The organism is Qipengyuania sp., assembly GCF_965277845.1.
Lineage (GTDB): Bacteria > Pseudomonadota > Alphaproteobacteria > Sphingomonadales > Sphingomonadaceae > Qipengyuania.
The window spans coordinates 2,851,043-2,870,616 of record NZ_OZ255844.1; the positions used below are offsets into that span (position 1 = coordinate 2,851,043).

Here is a 19,574-nt window from a genome sequence, read left to right on the forward strand (position 1 = left end):
TCTGCAAGATTGCGTTATCTTGCCAGTCATGCGGCACATGTGCATTGAGTGCTGGTCTTGTGGGAGAGGGGCATGCGTCACATCGCTATCGTGGGTTCGGGACCGGCGGGCTATTACACGGCGGAAGCGGCGGTGAAGAAATGGGGCGAAAACGCGCGCATCGACGTATTCGACAGACTGCCGGTGCCTTTCGGCCTGATCCGAACCGGCGTCGCCCCCGATCACCAGTCGATCAAGGCCGTTGCCCGGCGATACGAAAAAACTGCGGTGGGCGACACGGTGCGGTTCGCTGGCAATGTTACCGTCGGCAAAGACATTTCGATCGCCGAGCTCCGGGAGCTCTACGATGCCGTCGTGCTGGCTACCGGCGCGCCAAGTGACCGACCGCTGAATATCGAAGGGGCGGAGACGAAAAACGTCGTCGGCAGCGCAGCCTTCGTCGGGTGGTACAATGGCCATCCCGAATTTGCCGCGCTCGACCCGGATCTTTCGGGGCGGCACGCCGTGGTGATCGGCATGGGCAACGTCGCGCTAGACGTCGCGCGCATACTGTCCAAGACCGAGGCTGAATTCGCCGGTTCGGACATAGTCGCCCATGCCCTCGCCGCGTTACAGGCAAGCAAGATCGAAACGGTAACGATTCTCGGTCGGCGCGGTCCGCACCAAATCATGATGACGCCCAAGGAATTGGGCGAATTGCTGCATTTGGAGCGCGCCAGCCCGCGTGTGGATCCGGCCGACCTGCCGCCGGTGGAAGACGATGCGATTCTCGAGCCCGGTCTGCGCAAGTCGGTTACCCTGCTCCGTGAATTCGCAGCGATCCCGGAAAGCATCCATGGCGAGAAGCCGCTTGCCCTGAACTTCGACTTCTTCGCCAACCCCAATGCGATCGTCAGCGAGGGCGGAAAGGTCACCGCGATCGAGGTGGAGCGGACCACGGTGGAAGCCGGGCGTGCGGTCGGCACGGGGGAGGTCTATCGCCTCCCCGCCGATCTGGTGGTGACTTGTATCGGGTATCAGACGAACACGATCGAAGGTGTCCCCTTCGAAGAGCGTGCGGGGAGGTTCGCCAATGACGATGGGCGGATCCTGCCCGGCCTCTATTGCGTCGGCTGGGCCAAGCGTGGGCCAAGCGGGACGATCGGGACCAACCGGCCCGACGGCTACGCGGTAATCGATCTCGTCGATCAGGATTTTGCGTCCTCCTCGCGAAAGCGCGGACGCGAAGGCTTCGACGAGCTGGCCGAGGCGCGCGGGCTCGACGTGGTTTCTTTCCGCGACTGGCAGAAGATCGAGGAAGCCGAAATTGCCGCCGCGCGCGAAGGCGCTCCGCGCGAGAAATTCGTCGATGTCGAAAGCATGATTGCCGCGCGCAGCGGATAGGGCTCGCTTGCATTGCTCGTCCGTACGCCGCATGACCCGTGGGACAAGCCGCTGCAGAACGGCGCGAAGTAGGATGGAGAACAGCTCGAATATGGCCAAGCTCGAAGACGAAGCCGCCCAGTCCACCAGCGCCCTCGGACCACTGGTCGGATTGACCCGCGAGGATATCTTCGGCGCAGTCGCGGTCATGCTGCGCGAAACGGCTTCGGACCCCCAACGCCTGGTCAAGCACAGTCAGGCGATGGGCGAGGACATGATCAAGATCATGACCGGCCAGAGCGATCTCGCCCCTCACCCCAAGGACAAGCGTTTCCAGGATCCCGCCTGGCAGTACAACCCGTTCATGCGCGCCGGGATGCAATACTACCTCGCGGTGCAGAAGGGCGCCTCGAAATGGCTCGAGGATCTCGAACTGGACGAACTCGAGCGCGACCGCGCGCGGTTCATCTCGAACATCATCATCGACGGCCTTGCGCCCACGAATACGCTGGTCGGCAATCCGAGCGCACAGAAAATGGCGATCACCAGCGGCGGTCTGAGCCTGATCAAGGGCCTCAAGAACGCCTATGACGACATGGTCTACAACAAGGGCATGGTCAGCCAGGTGGACAAGAAGCCCTTCAAACTGGGCGAAAATGTCGCGACGTCGAAAGGCTCGGTCGTCCTGCGCACCGAGATGATGGAATTGATCCAGTATGCCCCGACCACCGACGAGGTCTACGAGGTCCCGCAGCTCACCATCCCGCCGCAGATCAACAAGATGTACATCAACGATCTCTCGCCGGAGAAATCGGTGGTGAAGTACCAGCTCGACAACGGCATCCAGACCTTCGTCATCAGCTGGAAGAACCCGAGCAAGGAACAGGGCGTGTGGGACATGGCCGATTACGTCCGTTCCTGCCGCGAGGCGATGGAGGCGGTGAGCACAATCACCGGTTCGAAGAAGGTCAATGTCTCGGCCGGATGCTCGGGCGGGCAGACCGCCGCGATGCTAGCGTCCAAGATGGCCGCGGACGGGGACGATCTGCTGGGTGCGCTCACTCTGATGGTTTGTGTGCTGCATCCCAAGCAGAACGATATCGAGGCCGGCTCGCTGGTCAGCGAAAACGGGCTGAAACTCGCCCGCCGCCGGGCGGAGAAGAAGGGCGTCATCAAGGGGGACGACCTCGCGCGCGGTTTCGCCTGGCTGCGGCCGAACGATCTCATCTGGAACTATGTCATCAACAACTACCTGCTCGGCCAGGACCCGCCCGCTTTCGACGTGTTGTTCTGGAATGCCGATGCGACCAATCTTTCGGCCAGCCTGATGGGAGACTTCCTGACCATCTTCGAAACGCTCGCCTTCACCAGGCAGGGCGAAGTCGAGATGGTCGACCACAAGATCGACCTGTCGAAGGTCACCAGCGACCTGTTCATTCTCGGCGGGGTCACCGACCACATCACTCCGTGGAAAGCGACTTATCGCTCGACCCGCCTGTTCGGGTCGAAAGACGTGACTTACGTCCTCAGCCATTCGGGGCACATGCAGGCGATCCTCAACCCGCCGGGCAATCCCAAGGCGAAGTATTACGTCCAGAAGGACCCGAAAAAGAAGCTGCCCGACACGGCGGACGCATGGCTCAAGGGCACCGAGGAGGTCGCCGGGAGTTGGTGGCCGTTCTGGATGGAATGGGTGCAGACGCGCGCGGGCGAGAAGAAGAAAGCGCCCGCTAAGCTGGGGAACAAGGACTACACGCCGCTGGACCCGGCCCCGGGTCTCTACGTTATGGAACCCTGCTGAGCAGCCGCACAAAGGACGCGCGAGTGACCGTAAGCAAGAACGAGCCCCAAGAATCCTCTGGGACCGCGAACATCCAGATGATGGGGGCGGGTGGTCGGACATTACGCGTCGCTCACTGGCGGCTGGAGGAGCCATCGGACCATCCGCCGATTCTGTTCTTCAACGGTATCGGCGCCAATATCGAGGCGGTCGCACCGCTCGCAGAGATGTTGACCGAGCGTGCTTTCGTCATGTTCGACATGCCGGGCACGGGCGAGAGCCCCGATCCCACACTGCCTTACAACCCCTTCACCATGAGCTGGACGGCGAGCCTTATCCTCGACCAGCTCGGCGTGGACGAAGTCGATGTGATGGGAGTGAGCTGGGGCGGCGCAATGGCGCAGCATTTCGCCCTGCAATACCCCAAGCGCACGCGCCGCCTTGTACTCGCCGCGACCACGGCAGGCATGTTGATGGTGCCGGGTAATCCCAAGGCGCTGACCAAGATGGCCAATCCGCGCCGCTACATCGATCCAAAGTTCATGAACGAGCATTTTCAGACGCTTTATGGCGGGATCGATCCCGATGGGCAGGCACACCAGAAGGACAGCCATATCGGCCGTCTCAAGCCGCCCTCGCCGCGCGGCTATTTCTATCAGCTCATCGCCATGCTCGGCTGGACGAGCCTACCCGCCCTGCCCTTCCTGAGCAAAGAAGTGCTGGTGATGATGGGCGACGACGACCAGATCGTCCCGCTCGTCAATGGCCGCATCCTTGCTATGGCAATACCCAATGCCCAGCTCGACGTGATCGAGGGCGGCGGGCACCTGTTTCTGCTGACCCATGCCGACGACAGCGTGGCCAAGCTACGCACTTTCCTCGATGCGCCGGCCACCGAAGCGGAGATGGCCCGGGCTGCCTGAATGGGCCTGCAGCGGGATCGGACAGGGACAAGCGATGGCCACCGATCCAGCCCTTTCCGCCAACCCGCTCGCTAACCAGCCCGTCAGACAGACGACCGGTGAAGGCGGGGCGCTGGGCAGGACGGGATTTGCCTGGGCGATCTTCGAATGGGCCCGCAACCCCTACTACATCCTGATCGTCATCTACATCTTCGCGCCTTACTTCGCGCGCGATATCATCGGGGCCGATCTGCTGGCTAGCGGCGCGCTCGACGATCTGTCGCAAGAAGATGCGCGAGCCGCGGCAAATGCACAGGGTCAGGCGACCATTGCCTCGGTTACCAAATGGGCAGGTTTCATCGCCGCGCTGACCGCCCCCTTTCTCGGGGCGGCGCTCGATCGGGGCGGAAGGCTCAAACCGATCCTTGCCGTCTTCCTGGGCTCGATAACGATCTGCTCGGCATTGCTGTGGTTTGCGATGCCGGGCGGACAGGGCCTGCCCGTATCGGCGATCATGGCACTGCTGGTGATCGCCTATGTGAGCTACACTTATTCCGAGGTGACGCATAACGCGATGCTGAGCGTGTCGGGCGAGCCCAGGCGGCTCGCCATGATTTCGGGCCTTGGGCTGGGCCTCGGCAATGGCGCGGCGACGCTCATATTCCTCGCCATCGCACTGCTCTTCGTCCTGCCCGCCATGGTCGGCTGGCCCTTCGCCGCCCCGCAATTCGGTGTCGACCTGTCGAAATTCGAGCACGCCCGTCTCGCCGGCCCCATCTGCGCGGTCTGGCTCGCGCTTTTTTCTATCCCCTTCTTCACCAACGCCAAGGATCCCGGTGTTCCCGGAGCAAGCTGGATCGCAGCATTCCGCGAAGGTGCGCGCAGCGTCTGGCGCACGGTACGCGAGGCGACCAAATATCGCGAGCTGCTCAAATTTCTCATCGCGCGGATGTTCTACGCGGATGGCATGGCAGCATTGCTTGCGCTGGGTGCCGTCTATGTCGCCCTGTTCCTCGGTTGGAACTTCCTCGAAATGCTCTGCTACGCGATTTTCGCCAGTGCATGCGCATTTGGCGGCGGCATTTTCGGCGGTTGGCTGGAAGGCAAGGTCGGCGTCAAGCGCGCGCTCGCGCTCGAGATATTCGGCATGGTGCTGGTCGGACTGTTCCAGCTTACGATCACCCGCGAAAGCCTGTTCCTCGGGCTCGTAGACAATTTCGTGGTGTGGGACGGCCTTGTTTTCCGGACGCTTTCGGACCTCGTCTACCTTGGGTCGATCAGCATCATCGCGGTGACCGCCACCGCGAGCATTTCGTCGAGCCGCACCATGCTCGTCACTCTCGCCCCACCGGGGCGCAGTGGCGAGTTCTTCGGGCTTTATGCCATCGCCGGCACGATCACTGTCTGGATGGGACCGTTGCTGGTCGAACAATTCACGCTGTGGTCGGGCGATCAGCGGATCGGCATGACCTCGATCCACCTGCTATTCCTTATCGGTCTCGTCATTTTGCTGGCCGTCCGAATGCCCGAACGCACTACCTAAACACCGCTGGACTCATCGGTTGCAATGTGGAACCTTCCTCCATGGAGAGAGGAGCACGCAATCATGCCCGCATTCGACCTGATCATTCGTAACGGCACCATCGTCGATGGCACCGGCCAGGACCGCTTTTCCGGCGATATAGCAATCAAGGATGGACTGATCGCTCAGGTCGGCGAAGTCAGCGGCGATGCGAGAGAGGAAATCGATGCGGGCGGCCATCTGGTCACGCCCGGCTTCGTCGATATCCATACGCATTATGACGGACAGGCCACCTGGGACCAGGAGATGGCCCCGTCGAGCTGGCACGGCGTGACCACGGTCGTGATGGGCAACTGCGGCGTCGGCTTCGCCCCCGCCAAGCCCGACAAGCACGAATGGCTGATCGGCCTGATGGAAGGAGTCGAGGATATCCCCGGCACCGCGCTCGCCGAAGGGATGAGCTGGGACTGGGAGACCTTCCCCGAATATCTCGACGCTCTCGAGAAAATGCCGCGCACGGTCGATGTCGGTACGCATGTGCCCCACGGTTCGGTGCGCGCCTATGTGCTGGGTGATCGCGAGCGCCCCGGCGCCGTGCCGACCGAGGACGACATCGCCCAGATGAGCCAGATCGTCGAAGAAGGCGTTCGCGCAGGCGCCCTGGGCTTCTCCACCTCGCGTACCGTGCTCCACCGAGACATCGACGGCGAAGTCGTCCCGGGCACCACCGCCACCGCCGAGGAACTGGTAGAGATTGGCCGCGCGATGGGCCGTGCGGGTCACGGCGTCTTCGAAATGGCATCCGACATGATGCGCGAATGGGACGAATTCGGCTGGATGGGCAAGATGAGCCGCGAGACCGGCCTGCCCGTGACCTTCGCCGCGCTGCAGTCGATCGCCAAGGAACTGCCGCTCGAAGAGCAGATCGAGAGCATGCGCGCCGAGAACGACAATGGCGCCAATATCGTCGCGCAGATCGCCCTGCGCGGGAATGGCATCGTGATGGCCTGGCAGGGCACCGTCCACCCCTTCCGCCTCAAGCCGAGCTGGAAGGAAATCGAGGACCTGCCGTGGGAAGAGCAGAAGGCCAAGCTGTTCGATCCCGAATTCAAGGCGAAACTGCTGGCCGAACAGCACGACTTCTCCGAGGTCAATCAGGATATCATCGGCCTGATCATGGTGGTCTGCGGGGGCTGGAACATGCAGTTCGAGATGGACCCCGATTTCAACTACGAGCCGACCGCGGCCGAGAGCATCCTCGAACGCGCCAAGGCCGCGGGCAAGTCGGGCGACGAATATGCCTACGACCTGCTGTGCAGCGACGACGGCAAGGGCTTCATCTACCTGCCCATCCTCAATTACGCGGATGGCAATCTCGACTTCCTGATGGAGCTCCAGCAGTCGGACGACACGGTGAATTCGCTGTCCGACGGCGGCGCGCATTGCGGGACGATCTGCGATGCAGCCTCCCCCACCTTCATGCTTCAACACTGGGTACGCGACCGCGAGCGCGGCACGATCACGCTCGAAAATGCGATCAAGCGCCAGTGCAACGACACCGCGCGCCTCTACGGCCTCGAGGATCGCGGCATCATCGCGCCGGGCTATCTCGCCGATCTCAACATCATCGACATGGACCGGCTGAAGCTCGGCAAGCCGTGGCTCGCCTTCGACCTGCCCGCCGGTGGCAAGCGCTTGCTGCAGAAGGCCGAAGGCTATGTCGCCACGATCAAGAACGGCAAGGTCACTTTCCGCGAAGGCGAATGGACGGGCGAAACCCCCGGCGGCCTGATCCGTGGGCCGCAGCGCGTCGAGATGCTGGAGGCTGCGGAATAAGCGCATGACGGTCGGATACCGGCGCGAAGGACCCGTCGCGATCGTCTCGATCGAGCGGCCGGAACGCCGCAATGCCGTCGATCGCCCGACGGCAGAAGCGCTCGTGCAGGCGTTTACCAGATTCGATACCGACGCCGAGGCGAATGTCGCGATCCTGACCGGCGCGGGAGGCACCTTCTGCGCCGGGGCCGATTTGCACGCGATCGCCGAGGGCGGCGGCAATCGTCTGGCGCTCGATGGCGATGCACCGATGGGCCCGAGCCGGATGCAGCTGTCCAAGCCGGTGATCGCGGCAATCGAAGGCCATGCGGTCGCCGGCGGGCTCGAACTGGCGCTGTGGTGCGACCTGCGCGTCATGGCGGAAGATGCCGTGCTCGGTGTGTTCTGTCGCCGCTTCGGCGTGCCGCTGATCGACATGGGGACAATCCGGCTTCCCCGGCTCATCGGCCACTCGCGCGCCATGGACCTGATCCTGACGGGCCGGCCGGTCGATGCACAAGAAGCTGAATCCATCGGACTGGCCAACCGGGTGGCTCCCAGCGGGAGTGCCCTCGAACATGCCCTTGCGCTGGCCAACCAGATCGCCAGCTTCCCGCAGGCCTGCATGCGCAGCGACCGCCGTTCCGCCATCGAGCAATGGTCGCTCGAAGAGGACGATGCCATCCGCAACGAAATGCAGCTCGGCATGGCCATAGTCGAAAGTGGCGAGACGCAATCGGGGGCAGCGCGTTTCGCCGCCGGGACCGGACGTCACGGGAAATTCAAAAATTCGGAGAGTTCGCAATGAAAGCCATCCGCACCGGCGCCAGCCCCTCGACACTCGAAGCGCTCGACTATTGCGAGATCGACGATGCACCTGCCCCGGGACCGGGGGAGATCACGGTCGGGCTGAAGGCGAGCTCGCTCAATTATCACGACTATGCCGTGGTCAAAGGCATGATCCCTACCCAGCAGGGCCGCATCCCCATGTCGGACGGCGCCGGAGAAGTCACCGCCATCGGCGAAGGCGTTACCGAGTTTGCGGTCGGCGACCATGTCGTCAGCACCTTCTTTCCCGACTGGCTCGACGGAGAACCGCCCGCCACCGCCTTCACCCGCGTGCCCGGCGACGGGATCGATGGCTATGCGCGCGAGGCGATCACCGCGCCGACGCACTGGTTCACGCGGGCCCCCGAGGGCTTCAGCCATGCCGAGGCGGCGACGCTGACCTGCGCGGGGCTGACCGCCTGGCGGGCGCTGTTCGTCGACTATTCGCTGAAGCCCGGCGATACGGTTCTGGTGCAGGGCACAGGCGGCGTATCGATCTTCGCGCTGCAATTCGCCAAAGCGGCGGGTGCGACGGTGATCGCCACCAGTTCCTCGGACGAGAAGCTGGAGCGTGTCCGCAAACTGGGCGCGGACTACCTCATCAATTACAAGGAAGTGCAGGCCTGGGGCCCCAAGGCGCTCGAGATCACCGGCGGGCGCGGCGTTGATTGCGTGATCGAAATCGGCGGTGCCGGAACGCTCGACCAGTCGATGCTGGCAACGCGCGTCGGAGGACATATCGCGCTGATCGGCGTGCTCGCAGGCTTCGCCGGACCGGTCCAGACCGCGCTGCTGTTCTCGAAGAACCTCAAGGTGCAGGGCCTGACCGTGGGCAGCCGCACGATGCAGCAGGAAATGATCGCCGCGATCGACGCGAATGGGATCAAACCCCAGATCAGCGACAGCTTTGCGCTGAAAAACCTCGCCGATGCATTCCGCCACCAGGAAAGCGGCAGCCACTTCGGCAAGATTGCGATCGAGATCTAGGGCTCGATTACGATCCCTTTCGCCGGATCGACCGTCCCGCCTACCATTTCGACAAAGACGTCACGTGCGGCAGCAAGCCCTTGGCGGCGCTCGATCGTCACGCTGTCTCCGGCATCGGCGAGGAAGGCGTGCCAGCTTTCCGCCAGCATCTTGCCAGCCTCTTCCGGCCCAACATTCTTGAACAGCGCCACCGCATGGTCCGGCGCAAAGAACAGCGTCGGCGTGGGTCCCGGAATGTCCTCGGTCCCGCCGGCACGCTCGTCGATATGCGTCACACCGACGAGGCAGGAGTATTTGAGCGCCTCGCCGAGATGCGTGTGGATCGACTTGAGCAGTCCGGAATTGCCGGCGAAATCGACCGATACGCTGGGTTCGGCTGCGATGGAGCCGACATCGTTATAGGCCAGCACCTCGTCGTAAAGACCACTTTCCTTCACGAACTCCACATTGCCCGCGGAAGTCAGCCCGATCCGCCTCACCTGCGGCGAGCGCTGCTTGGCCACACTCGCCAGGCCCATAGCGGTCTTGGACGAGGCGCTGGTAAGGATGACCTGCGATGCGCCGAACCAATCTTCCGAGCGCATGAAATACTCGATGAGGAAGCCGGTCTTGAACAGCGGGCCGAAGATCATCCGTTCGCCCTCGCGTGCAGGAACGTGTTCGGGATCGGCTGCAAGGCGCGAATACTGATTGTAGATCGGGCTCATCGGCTGGCGATGCTCGGCCATGTCGGTAAACCCGCCGGCCGAGACCTTGCCCGGCAGCACGTCGAGATGGCTCGCCATCGGAAGGTAGCCATAGACCCGTTCGCCAACGGCGATGTCGGGGTGGTTGCTCTCGACGACCCGGGCGTGCCCCCACATCGGCACGATGCCCTTCCCGTCCGGCGCGGGGAAGAAGTTCCAGTAACCGAAACCGTCGCCGACCACCGCGTAGGTCACGTTGTTGGCGGTGACCGAGAAACTCTCGATCGCGAGCCGTACCGCACGGTCGGCAAGCGTTTCCGTGGCCAATTCCGCAAGCTCGGCCTTGCCGATATCCGACTTGTTGACATGCACCTGCGTGACCATCGTGAATTCTCCTTCAATGTCACGCTAGCGTGCGGAAACGGTTCTGGCGACAGGTCACCGACAAGCCTTCCTTAATCATGTTGGACTAGCCCGGAACAATGGGCAGGAGCACCCCAGCAGACGGCCGTTTCGCGACCATGGATGCGCTACGCGGTGTGGCAGCCGTCTGTGTCATGCTCTTCCACGCCGAGGCCAGCTTCGCTCTGCATATGACCGGCGGCTTTCTCGCCGTTGACCTGTTCTTCTGTCTCAGCGGTTTTGTCATCGCTCATGCTTACGAACAGCGATTGAGGAACGGGTTCTCGACGCGCGAATTCCTGCTTCGGCGAGCTGTCAGGCTTTGGCCGATGCTCGCACTGGGCGCGGTGCTGGGCATCATGCTGCATGGAGGACATGCAGGTATGCTGTTCCTCCTTCCCAATTGGAAATCACCCACCCTGCTGTTTCCCGCGAACCCGCCGCTGTGGTCGCTCATGTTCGAAATGCTCGCCTATTTCGCTTTCGCCCTGCTGCTCTACCGCTCGAAATCGATAGCGCTCTTCGCGATCATGGCTGTGAGCGCCCTTGTATTGATTAACATGGCATTTTCACCGGGAAGGTTTGCGGACTTCGGAGCCGACTGGCCATCGATCGTGGGCGGTCTCGCACGAGTTGGCTACGGCTTTACTGCGGGCGTGTTGATCTATCGCAGGCAAAACATCGACCGGCGGCAGACTGGCAATGGCGCCTGGCTTCCCATCGGCCTGGCTGTGGTCGGCTTCCTCACAATCGGTACGGCAGACAACAATGCGGCCGTCGTCGCAGCCCTGATCGGCGTCCCGCTTATCGTCGCATGGACGGCGCGGATCGAAGTGCCCCAGCGCCGGTCAGCGGCCGTACTGGGCGACCTCTCCTACCCGCTATATTGCGTCCACGTACCACTGATCGCATTGGCAGCCGGAGGCGGCGATCTCGCAATTGCAGGCGCATGCGCTGCGATAGCGGCGCTGTCGCTGGCACTCGACCGGTTTTGCGACAAGCCTGCGCGTGTATGGCTCCTTGCGCGCGTGCAGCAAGCCCGGCCCCGAGCCGCCGTTCCCGCCGCCTGAAGAAAGCCGGTCAGACCCGCATCGGCATGAGGACGTAAAGGGCAGGCGAGTTCTCGTCCTTGCGGATCAACGTCGGCGCGCCGGCATCGGCGAGGTGGATCTCGACATTGTCGCTGTCGATCTGGCCGAGGATATCCTTGAGATAGGCTGCATTGAAGCCGATCTCGAAGCCGTCCGAGGCATATTCGGCGGGCACTTCCTCGGTCGCCGTGCCGTTGTCAGGGCTGGTGACGGTCAGCGTGACCTTGTCCTTGTCGAGGCCCATCTTAACCGCGCGCGTTTTCTCGGTGGCGATGGTCGCCACACGGTCGACACCTTCGTGGAAGCTCTTCGGATCGAGCTTGAGGAGCTTGTCGTTACCCGTTGGAATCACGCGCGAATAGTCGGGGAAAGTGCCATCGATCAGCTTGCTGGTCAGGACTACGCCGCCCTCGCCGCCGAGAGTGAAGCGAATCTTGCTGGCCGACAGGTCGATCTGGACATTCCCGTCCATCGCTTCCTCGAGCAGTTTCCGGAGTTCGGCCACGGCTTTGCGCGGCACAATCACGTCGGGCATCCCCTCCGCGCCGTCGGGACGGGGCAGGGTGAAACGCGCGAGACGGTGGCCGTCGGTCGCGGCAGCCTTGAGCACCGGGTCGGCATCGTCCGATACGTGGAAGAAGATCCCGTTGAGGTAATAGCGCGTTTCCTCGGTCGAGATGGCGAAGCGCGTACGGTCGATCAGTTCGGCCAGCGTCTTCGCGGGCAGTTCGAAGCTGGTGGGCAGGTCGCCCTCGACGATTACCGGAAAATCGTCGCGCGGCAGGGTCGGCAGCGAGAAGCGGCTGCGGCCCGCCTTGATCGCCATACGGTTCTCCGCCGCTTCCAGGCTCACCTGCGAACCCTCGGGCAGCTTGCGCGCGATATCGAACAGCAAATGCGCGGAAACGGTGATGGAACCAGCGCTTTCGACGCTCGCGTCCATATGCTCGACAACCTGCAAGTCGAGGTCGGTCGCCATCACCTTGAGCGAATTGTCGCCTTCGGCCTCGATCAGCACATTCGAGAGGATGGGGATGGTGTTGCGGCGTTCTACGACCGACTGGACGTGGCTGAGACAACGCAACAGCGTCGCGCGTTCGATGGTGGCCTTCATGGTCCTACTTTCGTCCCTTTTGGGCACTGGGCAGGCCGGAATCGCCCCACCAGCGCCGGAATACGGATAGTCACCCTAGCGGGGCCGACATGTGGAGCAAGGCTGGACGCCGCTGAGGAGTGATTCCTTGGGGAAAAGTAGGGGTTTTTGTGGCGTGCGCGGAGCGCCTCCGCGCTTCACATCACTGTTCCAGCGACCGACGCAGTCAGACGCGGAAAGACGCCACCAAACTCTTCCCTATTCCCTACCCCATCATCGCCATGCCGCCGTTCACATGCAGCGTCTGGCCGGTAATATAGGCTGCTTCGTCGCTGGCGAGATAGGTCACGGCTGCGCCGATCTCCTCGCCCTCGCCCATCCGGCCCATCGGAATGCGGTCATTGATCGCGGCCTTCTGCTCGTCGGTCAGCGCATCGGTCATCGCGGTGCGGATAAAGCCCGGGGCGACGCAGTTGACGGTGATATTCCGGCTGGCGAGCTCCTGCGCGAGGCTCTTCGACATGGCGGTCAGCCCGCCCTTGGCGGCCGTGTAATTCATCTGCCCCGGATTGCCCGTGTGACCGACCACGCTGGTGATCGAGATGATCCGGCCGCCTTTCGCCCTCATCATAGGGCGCGCGCTCGCGCGCATCAGACGGAAGCTGGCTTCGAGGTTGATGCGGATCACATCGTCCCATTCCTCATCTTTCATCCGCATGGCGAGATTGTCGCGCGTGATGCCGGCATTGTTGACCAGGATGTTCATGCTGCCGAGCGTGTCGACCGTGGCGGGGATCAGCTCCTCGACCTGTGTCGAATTCGACAGATCGCAGGTGATCTCGACATGATCGTGGCCGAATTCGTCGTTCAACTGCTCGCGAAAGGCGCGCAGCTTGTCTCCGTTGGAACCCGATAACGCGAGCCGTGCGCCCTGCTTGGCCAGCGCATAGGCGATCGACGAGCCGATCCCGCCGCTGGCACCGGTGACGAGGGCGGTCTTGCCTTCGAGGCTGAACATCACGCGTTCTCCTTCGCGAAGTTTTCCAGGTCTTCCATGGTGACGAGACTGACCGTGGTCGCCTCCTTATCGATGCGACCGACCATCGGGCCGAGCACTTTCCCGCCCAGTTCGACGAAGCGCTCCACCCCCGCCTCGCGCATCGCGAGGACGCTCTCGCGCCAGCGCACGCGACCGGTAATCTGTTCGACCAGCAGACCCTGTTCTTCCGCCGGGTCGGTGACGCGCGCGGCGGTGACATTGGCGAACAACGGGACGGTGAAGGCCTGAGGGGGTGTCTCTTCCAGCGCGTTCTTCATGCGCAGGGCAGCGGGACCCATCAGCGAACAGTGGAAGGGCGCCGAAACGGGCAGTTTGATGCCGCGCTTGATGCCGTGGTCCTTGGCCATCTCGATGGCGCGCTCGATCGCCTCGGCATGGCCGGAAATCACGACCTGCGTGGGATCGTTGTCGTTGGCGACTTCGCACACCTGACCCTGTGCGGCAGCTTCGGCAAGCGCGGTCGCCTTGTCGATATCGGCACCGAGCAGCGCGGCCATCGCGCCGACGCCGATCGGGACGGCATCCTGCATGGCGATACCGCGAAGGCGCAGCAACTTGGCGGTGTCGGTCAGCGAAAAGGCTCCGGCAGCGCACAGCGCGCTGTATTCGCCCAGCGAGTGGCCTGCGACGCAATCGGCCGCATTGGCGAGCGCAACGCCGAATTCCTTCTCCAGCACGCGCGCCGTGGCGACCGAATTGGCCATGATCGCCGGCTGCGCATTGGCCGTCATGGTGAGCTCGCTCTCGGGCCCGTCCTTCATCAGCGCGGAAAGCTTCTGCTTCAATGCCTCGTCGACTTCTTCGAACACCTCGCGAGCATGCGCGCTGGCATCGGCGAGTTCGGCACCCATGCCGACCTTCTGGCTGCCCTGTCCGGGAAAGATGAATGCAGTCATGAAAATCTCCTCGCGAGCGCGCCTAGGCTCGTGTGCGGCGCGCCTCAAGCCCGAAGGGAACAATTGTGTTGGCTGCATCGTGGCCGATATCGGCGCGCCCGAGGAACGGGATACCGCTGCGCGTGCACCAATCCTGCGCGATGGCGAGTTCGTCGCGGCCGAACGGCCGGTCGTTTTCGGGCACTTCGCTAACCCGCCCGAGTCGCAGCCCCGCAATGCCTGACAGGTGCTGTGTCACATGGAAGAACATCCGGTCGATGGCATAGAGATGCTCGGCCACTTCCTCGACCATGACGACATGATCCGAAAGGTCGGGCGCCAGTTCGGTCCCCACCAGCATTGCGAGCGTGGTCAGGTTGAATGCAGCGGCGGGCCGTTCGTCGAGATGGGGTTCCAGCCCCTGCGTACCGCCCTTGAGCCAATCGAGCGCGCGCTCGATCGCCGCCTCGCCGCCCTCGCGCCTGATATCGCCCGCCAATGGCCCATGCGCCACGCGCCCGATGCCATGCCGGTAAAGCACGCCTAGCAAAAATCCCGTGTCCGAATAGCCGAGATAGGATTTGCCGCGCGCCGCATTGTTCATCTGCGCGACCGCCCGCGCTGCGATGCGGTTCGACCCGTAGCCGCCCATAGCGAACCATACCGCATCGAAATCCCTATTGTTGGCGCATTCGAGCAAGGCCGCGAGCCGTATCTCGTCGCTCCCGGCGAAATGACCGTCCTCGAGAAAGCACTGCTCGTGGAAGTGCAGCGCGACATCGTCGCGCCCCGTGACCAACGCTTCGAGAGCCTCGGCCCGCTCGCGCTTCAACCGTTTTCCGGGGGCGCAGATCGCAATTCTGACCATCTGCGTCTGCTAGCGCGCTTGTATCGGGCGGCACAACTCAATAGCTGCACGCGGATGAGCGATATGCCCACTCCTGACGAACTCTTCGCCCGTCCCTTCTTCTTCTGCGGGATCGGCGGATCGGGAATGCTGCCGCTGGCGCAGATCCTGAAAGGGCGCGGTTGCACGATCGAAGGATCGGACCGGAGCCGGGACCAGGGCCGTACGCCCGAGAAATTCGGCGCGCTCGAGCGGCAGGGTTTCGCGCTGCATCCGCAGGACGGCAGCGGTATGGTTTCGAAGGAGCAGATCCTCGTTGCCAGCGCAGCGGTCGAGGACAGCGTGCCCGAAGTGCAACGGGCAAAGGAGCTCGGCTGTCTGCGTCTCAGCCGCGCGGAGCTCAATTCGATCCTGTTCAATACCAGCGGCGCCGGGATCGCGGTGGCCGGCACCAGCGGCAAGTCGACCGTTACCGGAATGCTCGGCTGGATCCTGCACGCCTGCGGGCGCGAGCCGACGATCATGAATGGCGCGGTGATGAAGAATTTCGTCGCTCCCGAACGCCCCTATGCGAGCGCAGTGGTCGGCGGGCAGAGCCTTTACGTCAGCGAGGTCGACGAAAGCGACGGTTCGATCGCGCTCTACCGCCCGGCAGTGGGCGTGCTGCTCAATGTCAGCCTCGACCACAAGAGCATGGAGGAACTGCGCCAGCTATTCGGCGAATATCTCGCGCGTAGCCGCATTTCGGTGATCAACGCCGACGATGCCGAAGCGCTGGCGCTGCTGCCGCATGCCAAGGAAACGATTACCTTCGGTATCGAGCGGGAGAAGGCGCAAATCGGCATCGTCCCAGGTTCGATCGCCGAGGGTCCGATGCGCCAGGCGGCGATGGTGATCGACCGGCACGATGGCAGCGAGCACGCGCTTATGCTCAACCTGCCCGGGCGGCATAATCTGTCGAACGCACTCGCTGCGATAACCGGTGCGGCTGCGGCGGGCATCCCGGTGGCCAAGGCGGTCGAGGCACTCGCCGCATTCGAGGGGTTGGCACGCCGCTTCGACGTGGTCGGGACCAGTACCTCGGCCATCACCGTGATCGACGATTTCGGGCACAATCCGGAGAAATGCGCTGCCACGCTGCGCACGCTCAAAGCGCACCCGGGCCGCGTGCTCGCATTCTTCCAGCCGCATGGCTACGGCCCGCTTGTCCAGATGGGCGAAGAGCTGGCAGAAACCTTCGCCCAGGAACTCGACGAAGATGATCGTGTGATCCTGTGCGATCCGGTCTATTTCGGGGGGACGGTCGATCGCAGCCAGGGTAGCGAGCGGATCGTGCGATTGATCGAGGATGCTGGCGGCCATGCCGAATACGTCCCTTCGCGCGAGGAGGTAGGCGAAAGGCTGGCGAGTATCGCGCGGCCCGGCGATCGCATCGTCATCATGGGCGCGCGGGACGATACGCTGAGCACCTTCGCGCGCGATCTCTTCGGCAGGTTGAACTAGCCTCCGCCGAGACGCTCGAAACGCATCTCGCGGCGTCGCTCTTGATCCTGATCGTAGGGGAAGATCACCGTTCGGTTGCGGCCGGTTTCCTTTGCCCGATAAAGCGCCACATCGGCATTGCCGAACGCTTCGTGGATCAACTGGCCCTGGCCCAGCACGCCGCCGATACTGACCGTGACAGGCGGCAGGTCGAGATTCTTGGTCATTTCGTCCGAACCGTCCGCACGGTTCCGCAGATCTTCGGCCAAATCTCTCAGGGCCTCCCTGGCGCCGACCTTGGCGATGACCGCGAACTCCTCCCCTCCGAGACGAAAAACGCGCGCACCGGGTCGATCCTCGAGAGCCGCGCGCAGCACGCTGGCGAGCTGGCATAAGACCGCATCGCCGACCTGATGCCCGTGACTGTCGTTGACCTGCTTGAAGCGATCGACGTCGATGACCAGCAGCCCGTATCCTTTGCTCAGACGCCCCATCATGTCGAAAGCGCGGCGGTTGGCGAGGCCTGTAAGCCCGTCGGTATTGGCCACCTGGCGCAGCCGGATCGCCTGATCGCGCGCAAAATCGCGGTCCCGGCGCAGGCTCAGGAACCTGTCGCCCACCCCGAAGGTCGTGAAGACCGACAGCCCCACCATCGCCGCAAAGATCATATCCCCCACCGGGAAAGGCAAAAAATACAGATCGAGCCCCTCAAGCAGCCGCATCGCGCCTACGATGACCAGCCCGCCAAGACCCAGCATCGCCCAGATTGCGCCACGGCTGCCTTTGGCGAGGGCAATCAACAAGACCGCCAGCACCATGAGTGCGGAAGGGATGAAGCCGAGCAATTGCAGCTGATTCGATACTATTCGCAATTGGTCGACACCGACGAATGAGACGACCAGCAACGCAAGAGGAATGATGGCTGCAATGTTCATGGTCACGAACATGCGTCGCGTCATGCAACGGCGCTCGATGAGTCCGCGAACCAGAAAGATCGCAGAAGACACCGAGAAGACGAAGCTCGAAACCATACCCCACCACCGGGCTCCGAGGCCCAGGTTGGGGATGACGACGTAGATCAGGCCCGAATGTAAGAGGGTATAGGCCGCCATGCTGCCGACCGTGACCAGATGCCAGATTATGAAACTCTGCCGCAGGATGCGAAAAAACAGCAGATCGTAGAAAACTGGCAGGATCAAGAGCCCGAGCACCAGTGCGTAGACCAGAGATCGCCCGAAATTATCCTGCTCCACATGGTCCTGCGCCATGAGGCGCGGACTCCGGATGGTCATTCGCGAATGCGGTTCTTCTATAACCGTGTCGACGGCCACCAATTGCTCGGGATGGGACGGGACCGGAACGTTGAAGCGATTTCCCGCAAACCAGTCGCGTGCAGGCAGTTGGTGGTCCACGTCGACGATCCTTTGGGTCCCGTCCGCATAGGTGAACCGAATGAGCATCGACTCGAAATTCGATGCAACCGGCTGCCACATCATCTCGGAGATTTGAGGGAGAAAGAGATCCTCCAATTGCACCGAAGTGCGCACGAACCTGTCTTGCAGATCGAAACGGTTACCGGAACATTGGAGACCTTGGGTGGGAAGGTCCAATGCGGCTTCCACGCTGTCAGCGCCGCCGGTACACACCCTGTCTTCGAGATCGATTGCGTGGGCGGCAGCAGGTGCGGCCGTTATCAGGCCAAAGCATCCTGCCATGATTGCACAAAACCGCCGCACCCTTGCCCTATCTTCGTTATTCGTTAGCGCACCAGCCTATCAATCCGCGATACTCCCGACTGCACCGGAATCCATGGTGTGCCGAAAAGGGAAAACAGGCGCGAAGGGAACAGCCGGCGCCTGGAAAACGCAATCTCAATGCGCCTTCTCCGCGGTACCCACGCCCAAGACATTGTGCAGCAGGATCGCGATGACGAAACCGAGCGCGAGGCCTGCCAGCGCCGACAGGCCTGCATACGTCGCCCAGCCGAGAATGCCGGACATCCCCCCGGTCGCCGCCTCGACCATGTGTTGCAAGCCATGCGCCCAGTCTGAAGGCCCGTGGATACCCAGTTCGTGGAGGCCGTGGAGGATGATCCCGCCGCCTACCCACAGCATGGCGATGGTCCCGATGAAGGAGAGGAAGGTCAGCAGGTAAGGAACCGAGTTCACGAGGAAGCGGCCGAACGCCTGCGCAAATTGTGAGGATTTCTCCCTTAGATGCAGGCCGATATCGTCGAGCTTCACGATCACGGCAACCGAGCCATAGACCACTACCGTTACCGCGATCCCGACGATCGCCAGCACGCCGGCGCGCACCACGAAATCTTCCGATGCGACCTCGTTCAGCGTAATCGCCATGATCTCCGCCGACAGGATCAGGTCGGTCCGGATCGCACCGTTTATGCGCTTCATTTCGAACGCCACCGGATCGTCGATCACATCGTCGACCGTTTGGCCGTGCTTTTGCCCGCCGAGCTTTTCCATCACCTTCTCGGCGCCCTCGTAGGACAAATACGCCCCGCCCAGCATGAGGATGAAGATGATCGCGCTCGGCAGCAGCCAGCTCAGCAATAGAGCGCCGGGCAGCAGGATGATGAGCTTGTTCTTGAAGCTACCCTTGGTGATGCTCCAAATGATCGGCAACTCGCGCGCCGGGCTAAGGCCCGTCACGTAGCTCGGTGTCACCGCCGCATCGTCGATCACGACCCCGGCCGTCTTCGAACCTGCCTTGCCGGCCGCAACGGTGATATCGTCGACCGAGGCCGCCGCTGCACGCGCAATGATCGATACGTCGTCGAGCAGGGCTACAAGTCCACCGGGCACGCGTTACTCCTCCAGCTAAA

At 62.7% G+C, this 19,574-nt stretch carries 16 protein-coding genes; 9 read left to right on the top strand and 7 right to left on the bottom strand.

Going from position 1 to position 19,574, the window contains the following annotated elements; genetic code table 11:
- Window positions 1-72: 72 nt before the first annotated feature.
- The 7 genes from ACQY4G_RS13925 to ACQY4G_RS13955 all read left to right on the top strand — a co-directional run bounded on the left by ACQY4G_RS13925 (window position 73) and on the right by ACQY4G_RS13955 (window position 9,196).
- Window positions 73-1,383, top strand: coding sequence for an FAD-dependent oxidoreductase (locus ACQY4G_RS13925; protein WP_421991735.1), 1,311 nt, complete (start codon window positions 73-75; stop codon window positions 1,381-1,383).
- A 91-nt stretch (window positions 1,384-1,474) separates the two neighbouring features.
- Window positions 1,475-3,163 carry a PHA/PHB synthase family protein gene (locus ACQY4G_RS13930; RefSeq protein ID WP_421991737.1) on the top strand — a complete coding sequence of 563 codons (1,689 nt, stop codon included), beginning with the start codon at window positions 1,475-1,477 and terminating at the stop codon, window positions 3,161-3,163.
- Window positions 3,164-3,186: 23 nt separating this feature from the next.
- The gene (locus ACQY4G_RS13935; RefSeq protein WP_421991739.1) at window positions 3,187-4,065 is read left to right on the top strand and encodes an alpha/beta fold hydrolase; all 879 of its coding nucleotides are present in this window, start codon (window positions 3,187-3,189) and stop codon (window positions 4,063-4,065) included.
- A gap of 34 nt (window positions 4,066-4,099) precedes the next feature.
- Window positions 4,100-5,587 (top strand): MFS transporter, encoded by a 1,488-nt coding sequence (locus ACQY4G_RS13940; RefSeq protein WP_421991741.1) that lies wholly within the window; start codon window positions 4,100-4,102, stop codon window positions 5,585-5,587.
- A gap of 63 nt (window positions 5,588-5,650) precedes the next feature.
- Complete coding sequence (locus ACQY4G_RS13945; RefSeq protein WP_421991743.1) at window positions 5,651-7,402, top strand: N-acyl-D-amino-acid deacylase family protein; 1,752 nt, start codon at window positions 5,651-5,653, stop codon at window positions 7,400-7,402.
- Between the two features lie 4 nt (window positions 7,403-7,406).
- Window positions 7,407-8,189, top strand: a complete 783-nt coding sequence (locus ACQY4G_RS13950; RefSeq protein WP_421991745.1) for a crotonase/enoyl-CoA hydratase family protein — start codon at window positions 7,407-7,409, stop codon at window positions 8,187-8,189.
- Window positions 8,186-9,196 (top strand): zinc-dependent alcohol dehydrogenase family protein, encoded by a 1,011-nt coding sequence (locus ACQY4G_RS13955; protein WP_421991747.1) that lies wholly within the window; start codon window positions 8,186-8,188, stop codon window positions 9,194-9,196. Before ACQY4G_RS13950 ends, ACQY4G_RS13955 begins: the two co-directional genes overlap by 4 nt.
- On the opposite strand, the gene ACQY4G_RS13960 is transcribed toward ACQY4G_RS13955, so the two are convergent.
- The gene (locus ACQY4G_RS13960; RefSeq protein WP_421991749.1) at window positions 9,193-10,266 is read right to left on the bottom strand and encodes a DUF2855 family protein; all 1,074 of its coding nucleotides are present in this window, start codon (window positions 10,264-10,266) and stop codon (window positions 9,193-9,195) included. The two genes, ACQY4G_RS13955 and ACQY4G_RS13960, sit on opposite strands and share 4 nt — an antisense overlap.
- A 137-nt stretch (window positions 10,267-10,403) precedes the next feature.
- Here ACQY4G_RS13960 and ACQY4G_RS13965 point away from each other — a divergent pair, with 137 nt between their 5' ends.
- Complete coding sequence (locus ACQY4G_RS13965; RefSeq protein WP_425061761.1) at window positions 10,404-11,354, top strand: acyltransferase family protein; 951 nt, start codon at window positions 10,404-10,406, stop codon at window positions 11,352-11,354.
- A gap of 10 nt (window positions 11,355-11,364) precedes the next feature.
- Here the strand turns inward: ACQY4G_RS13965 and dnaN are convergent, their stop codons facing one another.
- The 4 genes from dnaN to ACQY4G_RS13985 all read right to left on the bottom strand — a co-directional run bounded on the left by dnaN (window position 11,365) and on the right by ACQY4G_RS13985 (window position 15,271).
- The gene (gene dnaN, locus ACQY4G_RS13970) at window positions 11,365-12,489 is read right to left on the bottom strand and encodes a DNA polymerase III subunit beta (RefSeq protein WP_067689663.1); all 1,125 of its coding nucleotides are present in this window, start codon (window positions 12,487-12,489) and stop codon (window positions 11,365-11,367) included.
- Window positions 12,490-12,733: 244 nt separating this feature from the next.
- Window positions 12,734-13,486, bottom strand: a complete 753-nt coding sequence (gene fabG / locus ACQY4G_RS13975) for a 3-oxoacyl-[acyl-carrier-protein] reductase (RefSeq protein ID WP_067689666.1) — start codon at window positions 13,484-13,486, stop codon at window positions 12,734-12,736.
- On the bottom strand, window positions 13,486-14,424 hold the full coding sequence (fabD, locus tag ACQY4G_RS13980; protein WP_421991753.1) for an ACP S-malonyltransferase: 939 nt from the start codon (window positions 14,422-14,424) through the stop codon (window positions 13,486-13,488). The genes fabG and fabD overlap by 1 nt, the downstream gene beginning before the upstream one ends.
- Before the next feature lie 22 nt (window positions 14,425-14,446).
- Window positions 14,447-15,271, bottom strand: a complete 825-nt coding sequence (locus ACQY4G_RS13985; RefSeq protein ID WP_421991755.1) for an LD-carboxypeptidase — start codon at window positions 15,269-15,271, stop codon at window positions 14,447-14,449.
- 54 nt (window positions 15,272-15,325) lie between these two features.
- On the opposite strand from ACQY4G_RS13985, the gene ACQY4G_RS13990 reads away from it, so the two are divergent.
- Window positions 15,326-16,753 carry a glutamate ligase domain-containing protein gene (locus tag ACQY4G_RS13990; RefSeq protein ID WP_421991757.1) on the top strand — a complete coding sequence of 476 codons (1,428 nt, stop codon included), beginning with the start codon at window positions 15,326-15,328 and terminating at the stop codon, window positions 16,751-16,753.
- Here ACQY4G_RS13990 and ACQY4G_RS13995 read toward each other — a convergent pair.
- The gene (locus ACQY4G_RS13995) at window positions 16,750-18,447 is read right to left on the bottom strand and encodes a diguanylate cyclase domain-containing protein (protein ID WP_425061762.1); all 1,698 of its coding nucleotides are present in this window, start codon (window positions 18,445-18,447) and stop codon (window positions 16,750-16,752) included. The genes ACQY4G_RS13990 and ACQY4G_RS13995 overlap by 4 nt on opposite strands.
- Window positions 18,448-18,603: 156 nt before the next feature.
- Window positions 18,604-19,554, bottom strand: coding sequence for a DUF808 domain-containing protein (locus ACQY4G_RS14000; RefSeq protein WP_421991761.1), 951 nt, complete (start codon window positions 19,552-19,554; stop codon window positions 18,604-18,606).
- Between the last annotated feature and the right edge of the window lie 20 nt (window positions 19,555-19,574).

Excerpts from the sequence above, each read along its gene's own strand:
- ACQY4G_RS13965 (WP_425061761.1), top strand. The coding sequence starts at position 10,404 with ATGGATGCGCTACGCGGTGTGGCAGCCGTCTGTGTCATGCTCTTCCAC.
- dnaN (WP_067689663.1), bottom strand. The coding sequence starts at position 12,489 with ATGAAGGCCACCATCGAACGCGCGACGCTGTTGCGTTGTCTCAGCCAC.
- ACQY4G_RS13950 (WP_421991745.1), top strand. The coding sequence starts at position 7,407 with ATGACGGTCGGATACCGGCGCGAAGGACCCGTCGCGATCGTCTCGATC.
- ACQY4G_RS13930 (WP_421991737.1), top strand. The coding sequence starts at position 1,475 with ATGGCCAAGCTCGAAGACGAAGCCGCCCAGTCCACCAGCGCCCTCGGA.
- ACQY4G_RS13985 (WP_421991755.1), bottom strand. The coding sequence starts at position 15,271 with ATGGTCAGAATTGCGATCTGCGCCCCCGGAAAACGGTTGAAGCGCGAG.
- ACQY4G_RS13940 (WP_421991741.1), top strand. The coding sequence starts at position 4,100 with ATGGCCACCGATCCAGCCCTTTCCGCCAACCCGCTCGCTAACCAGCCC.
- ACQY4G_RS13945 (WP_421991743.1), top strand. The coding sequence starts at position 5,651 with ATGCCCGCATTCGACCTGATCATTCGTAACGGCACCATCGTCGATGGC.
- fabD (WP_421991753.1), bottom strand. The coding sequence starts at position 14,424 with ATGACTGCATTCATCTTTCCCGGACAGGGCAGCCAGAAGGTCGGCATG.
- ACQY4G_RS13995 (WP_425061762.1), bottom strand. The coding sequence starts at position 18,447 with ATGGCAGGATGCTTTGGCCTGATAACGGCCGCACCTGCTGCCGCCCAC.
- ACQY4G_RS13990 (WP_421991757.1), top strand. The coding sequence starts at position 15,326 with ATGAGCGATATGCCCACTCCTGACGAACTCTTCGCCCGTCCCTTCTTC.
- fabG (WP_067689666.1), bottom strand. The coding sequence starts at position 13,486 with ATGTTCAGCCTCGAAGGCAAGACCGCCCTCGTCACCGGTGCCAGCGGC.
- ACQY4G_RS13925 (WP_421991735.1), top strand. The coding sequence starts at position 73 with ATGCGTCACATCGCTATCGTGGGTTCGGGACCGGCGGGCTATTACACG.
- ACQY4G_RS13955 (WP_421991747.1), top strand. The coding sequence starts at position 8,186 with ATGAAAGCCATCCGCACCGGCGCCAGCCCCTCGACACTCGAAGCGCTC.
- ACQY4G_RS13960 (WP_421991749.1), bottom strand. The coding sequence starts at position 10,266 with ATGGTCACGCAGGTGCATGTCAACAAGTCGGATATCGGCAAGGCCGAG.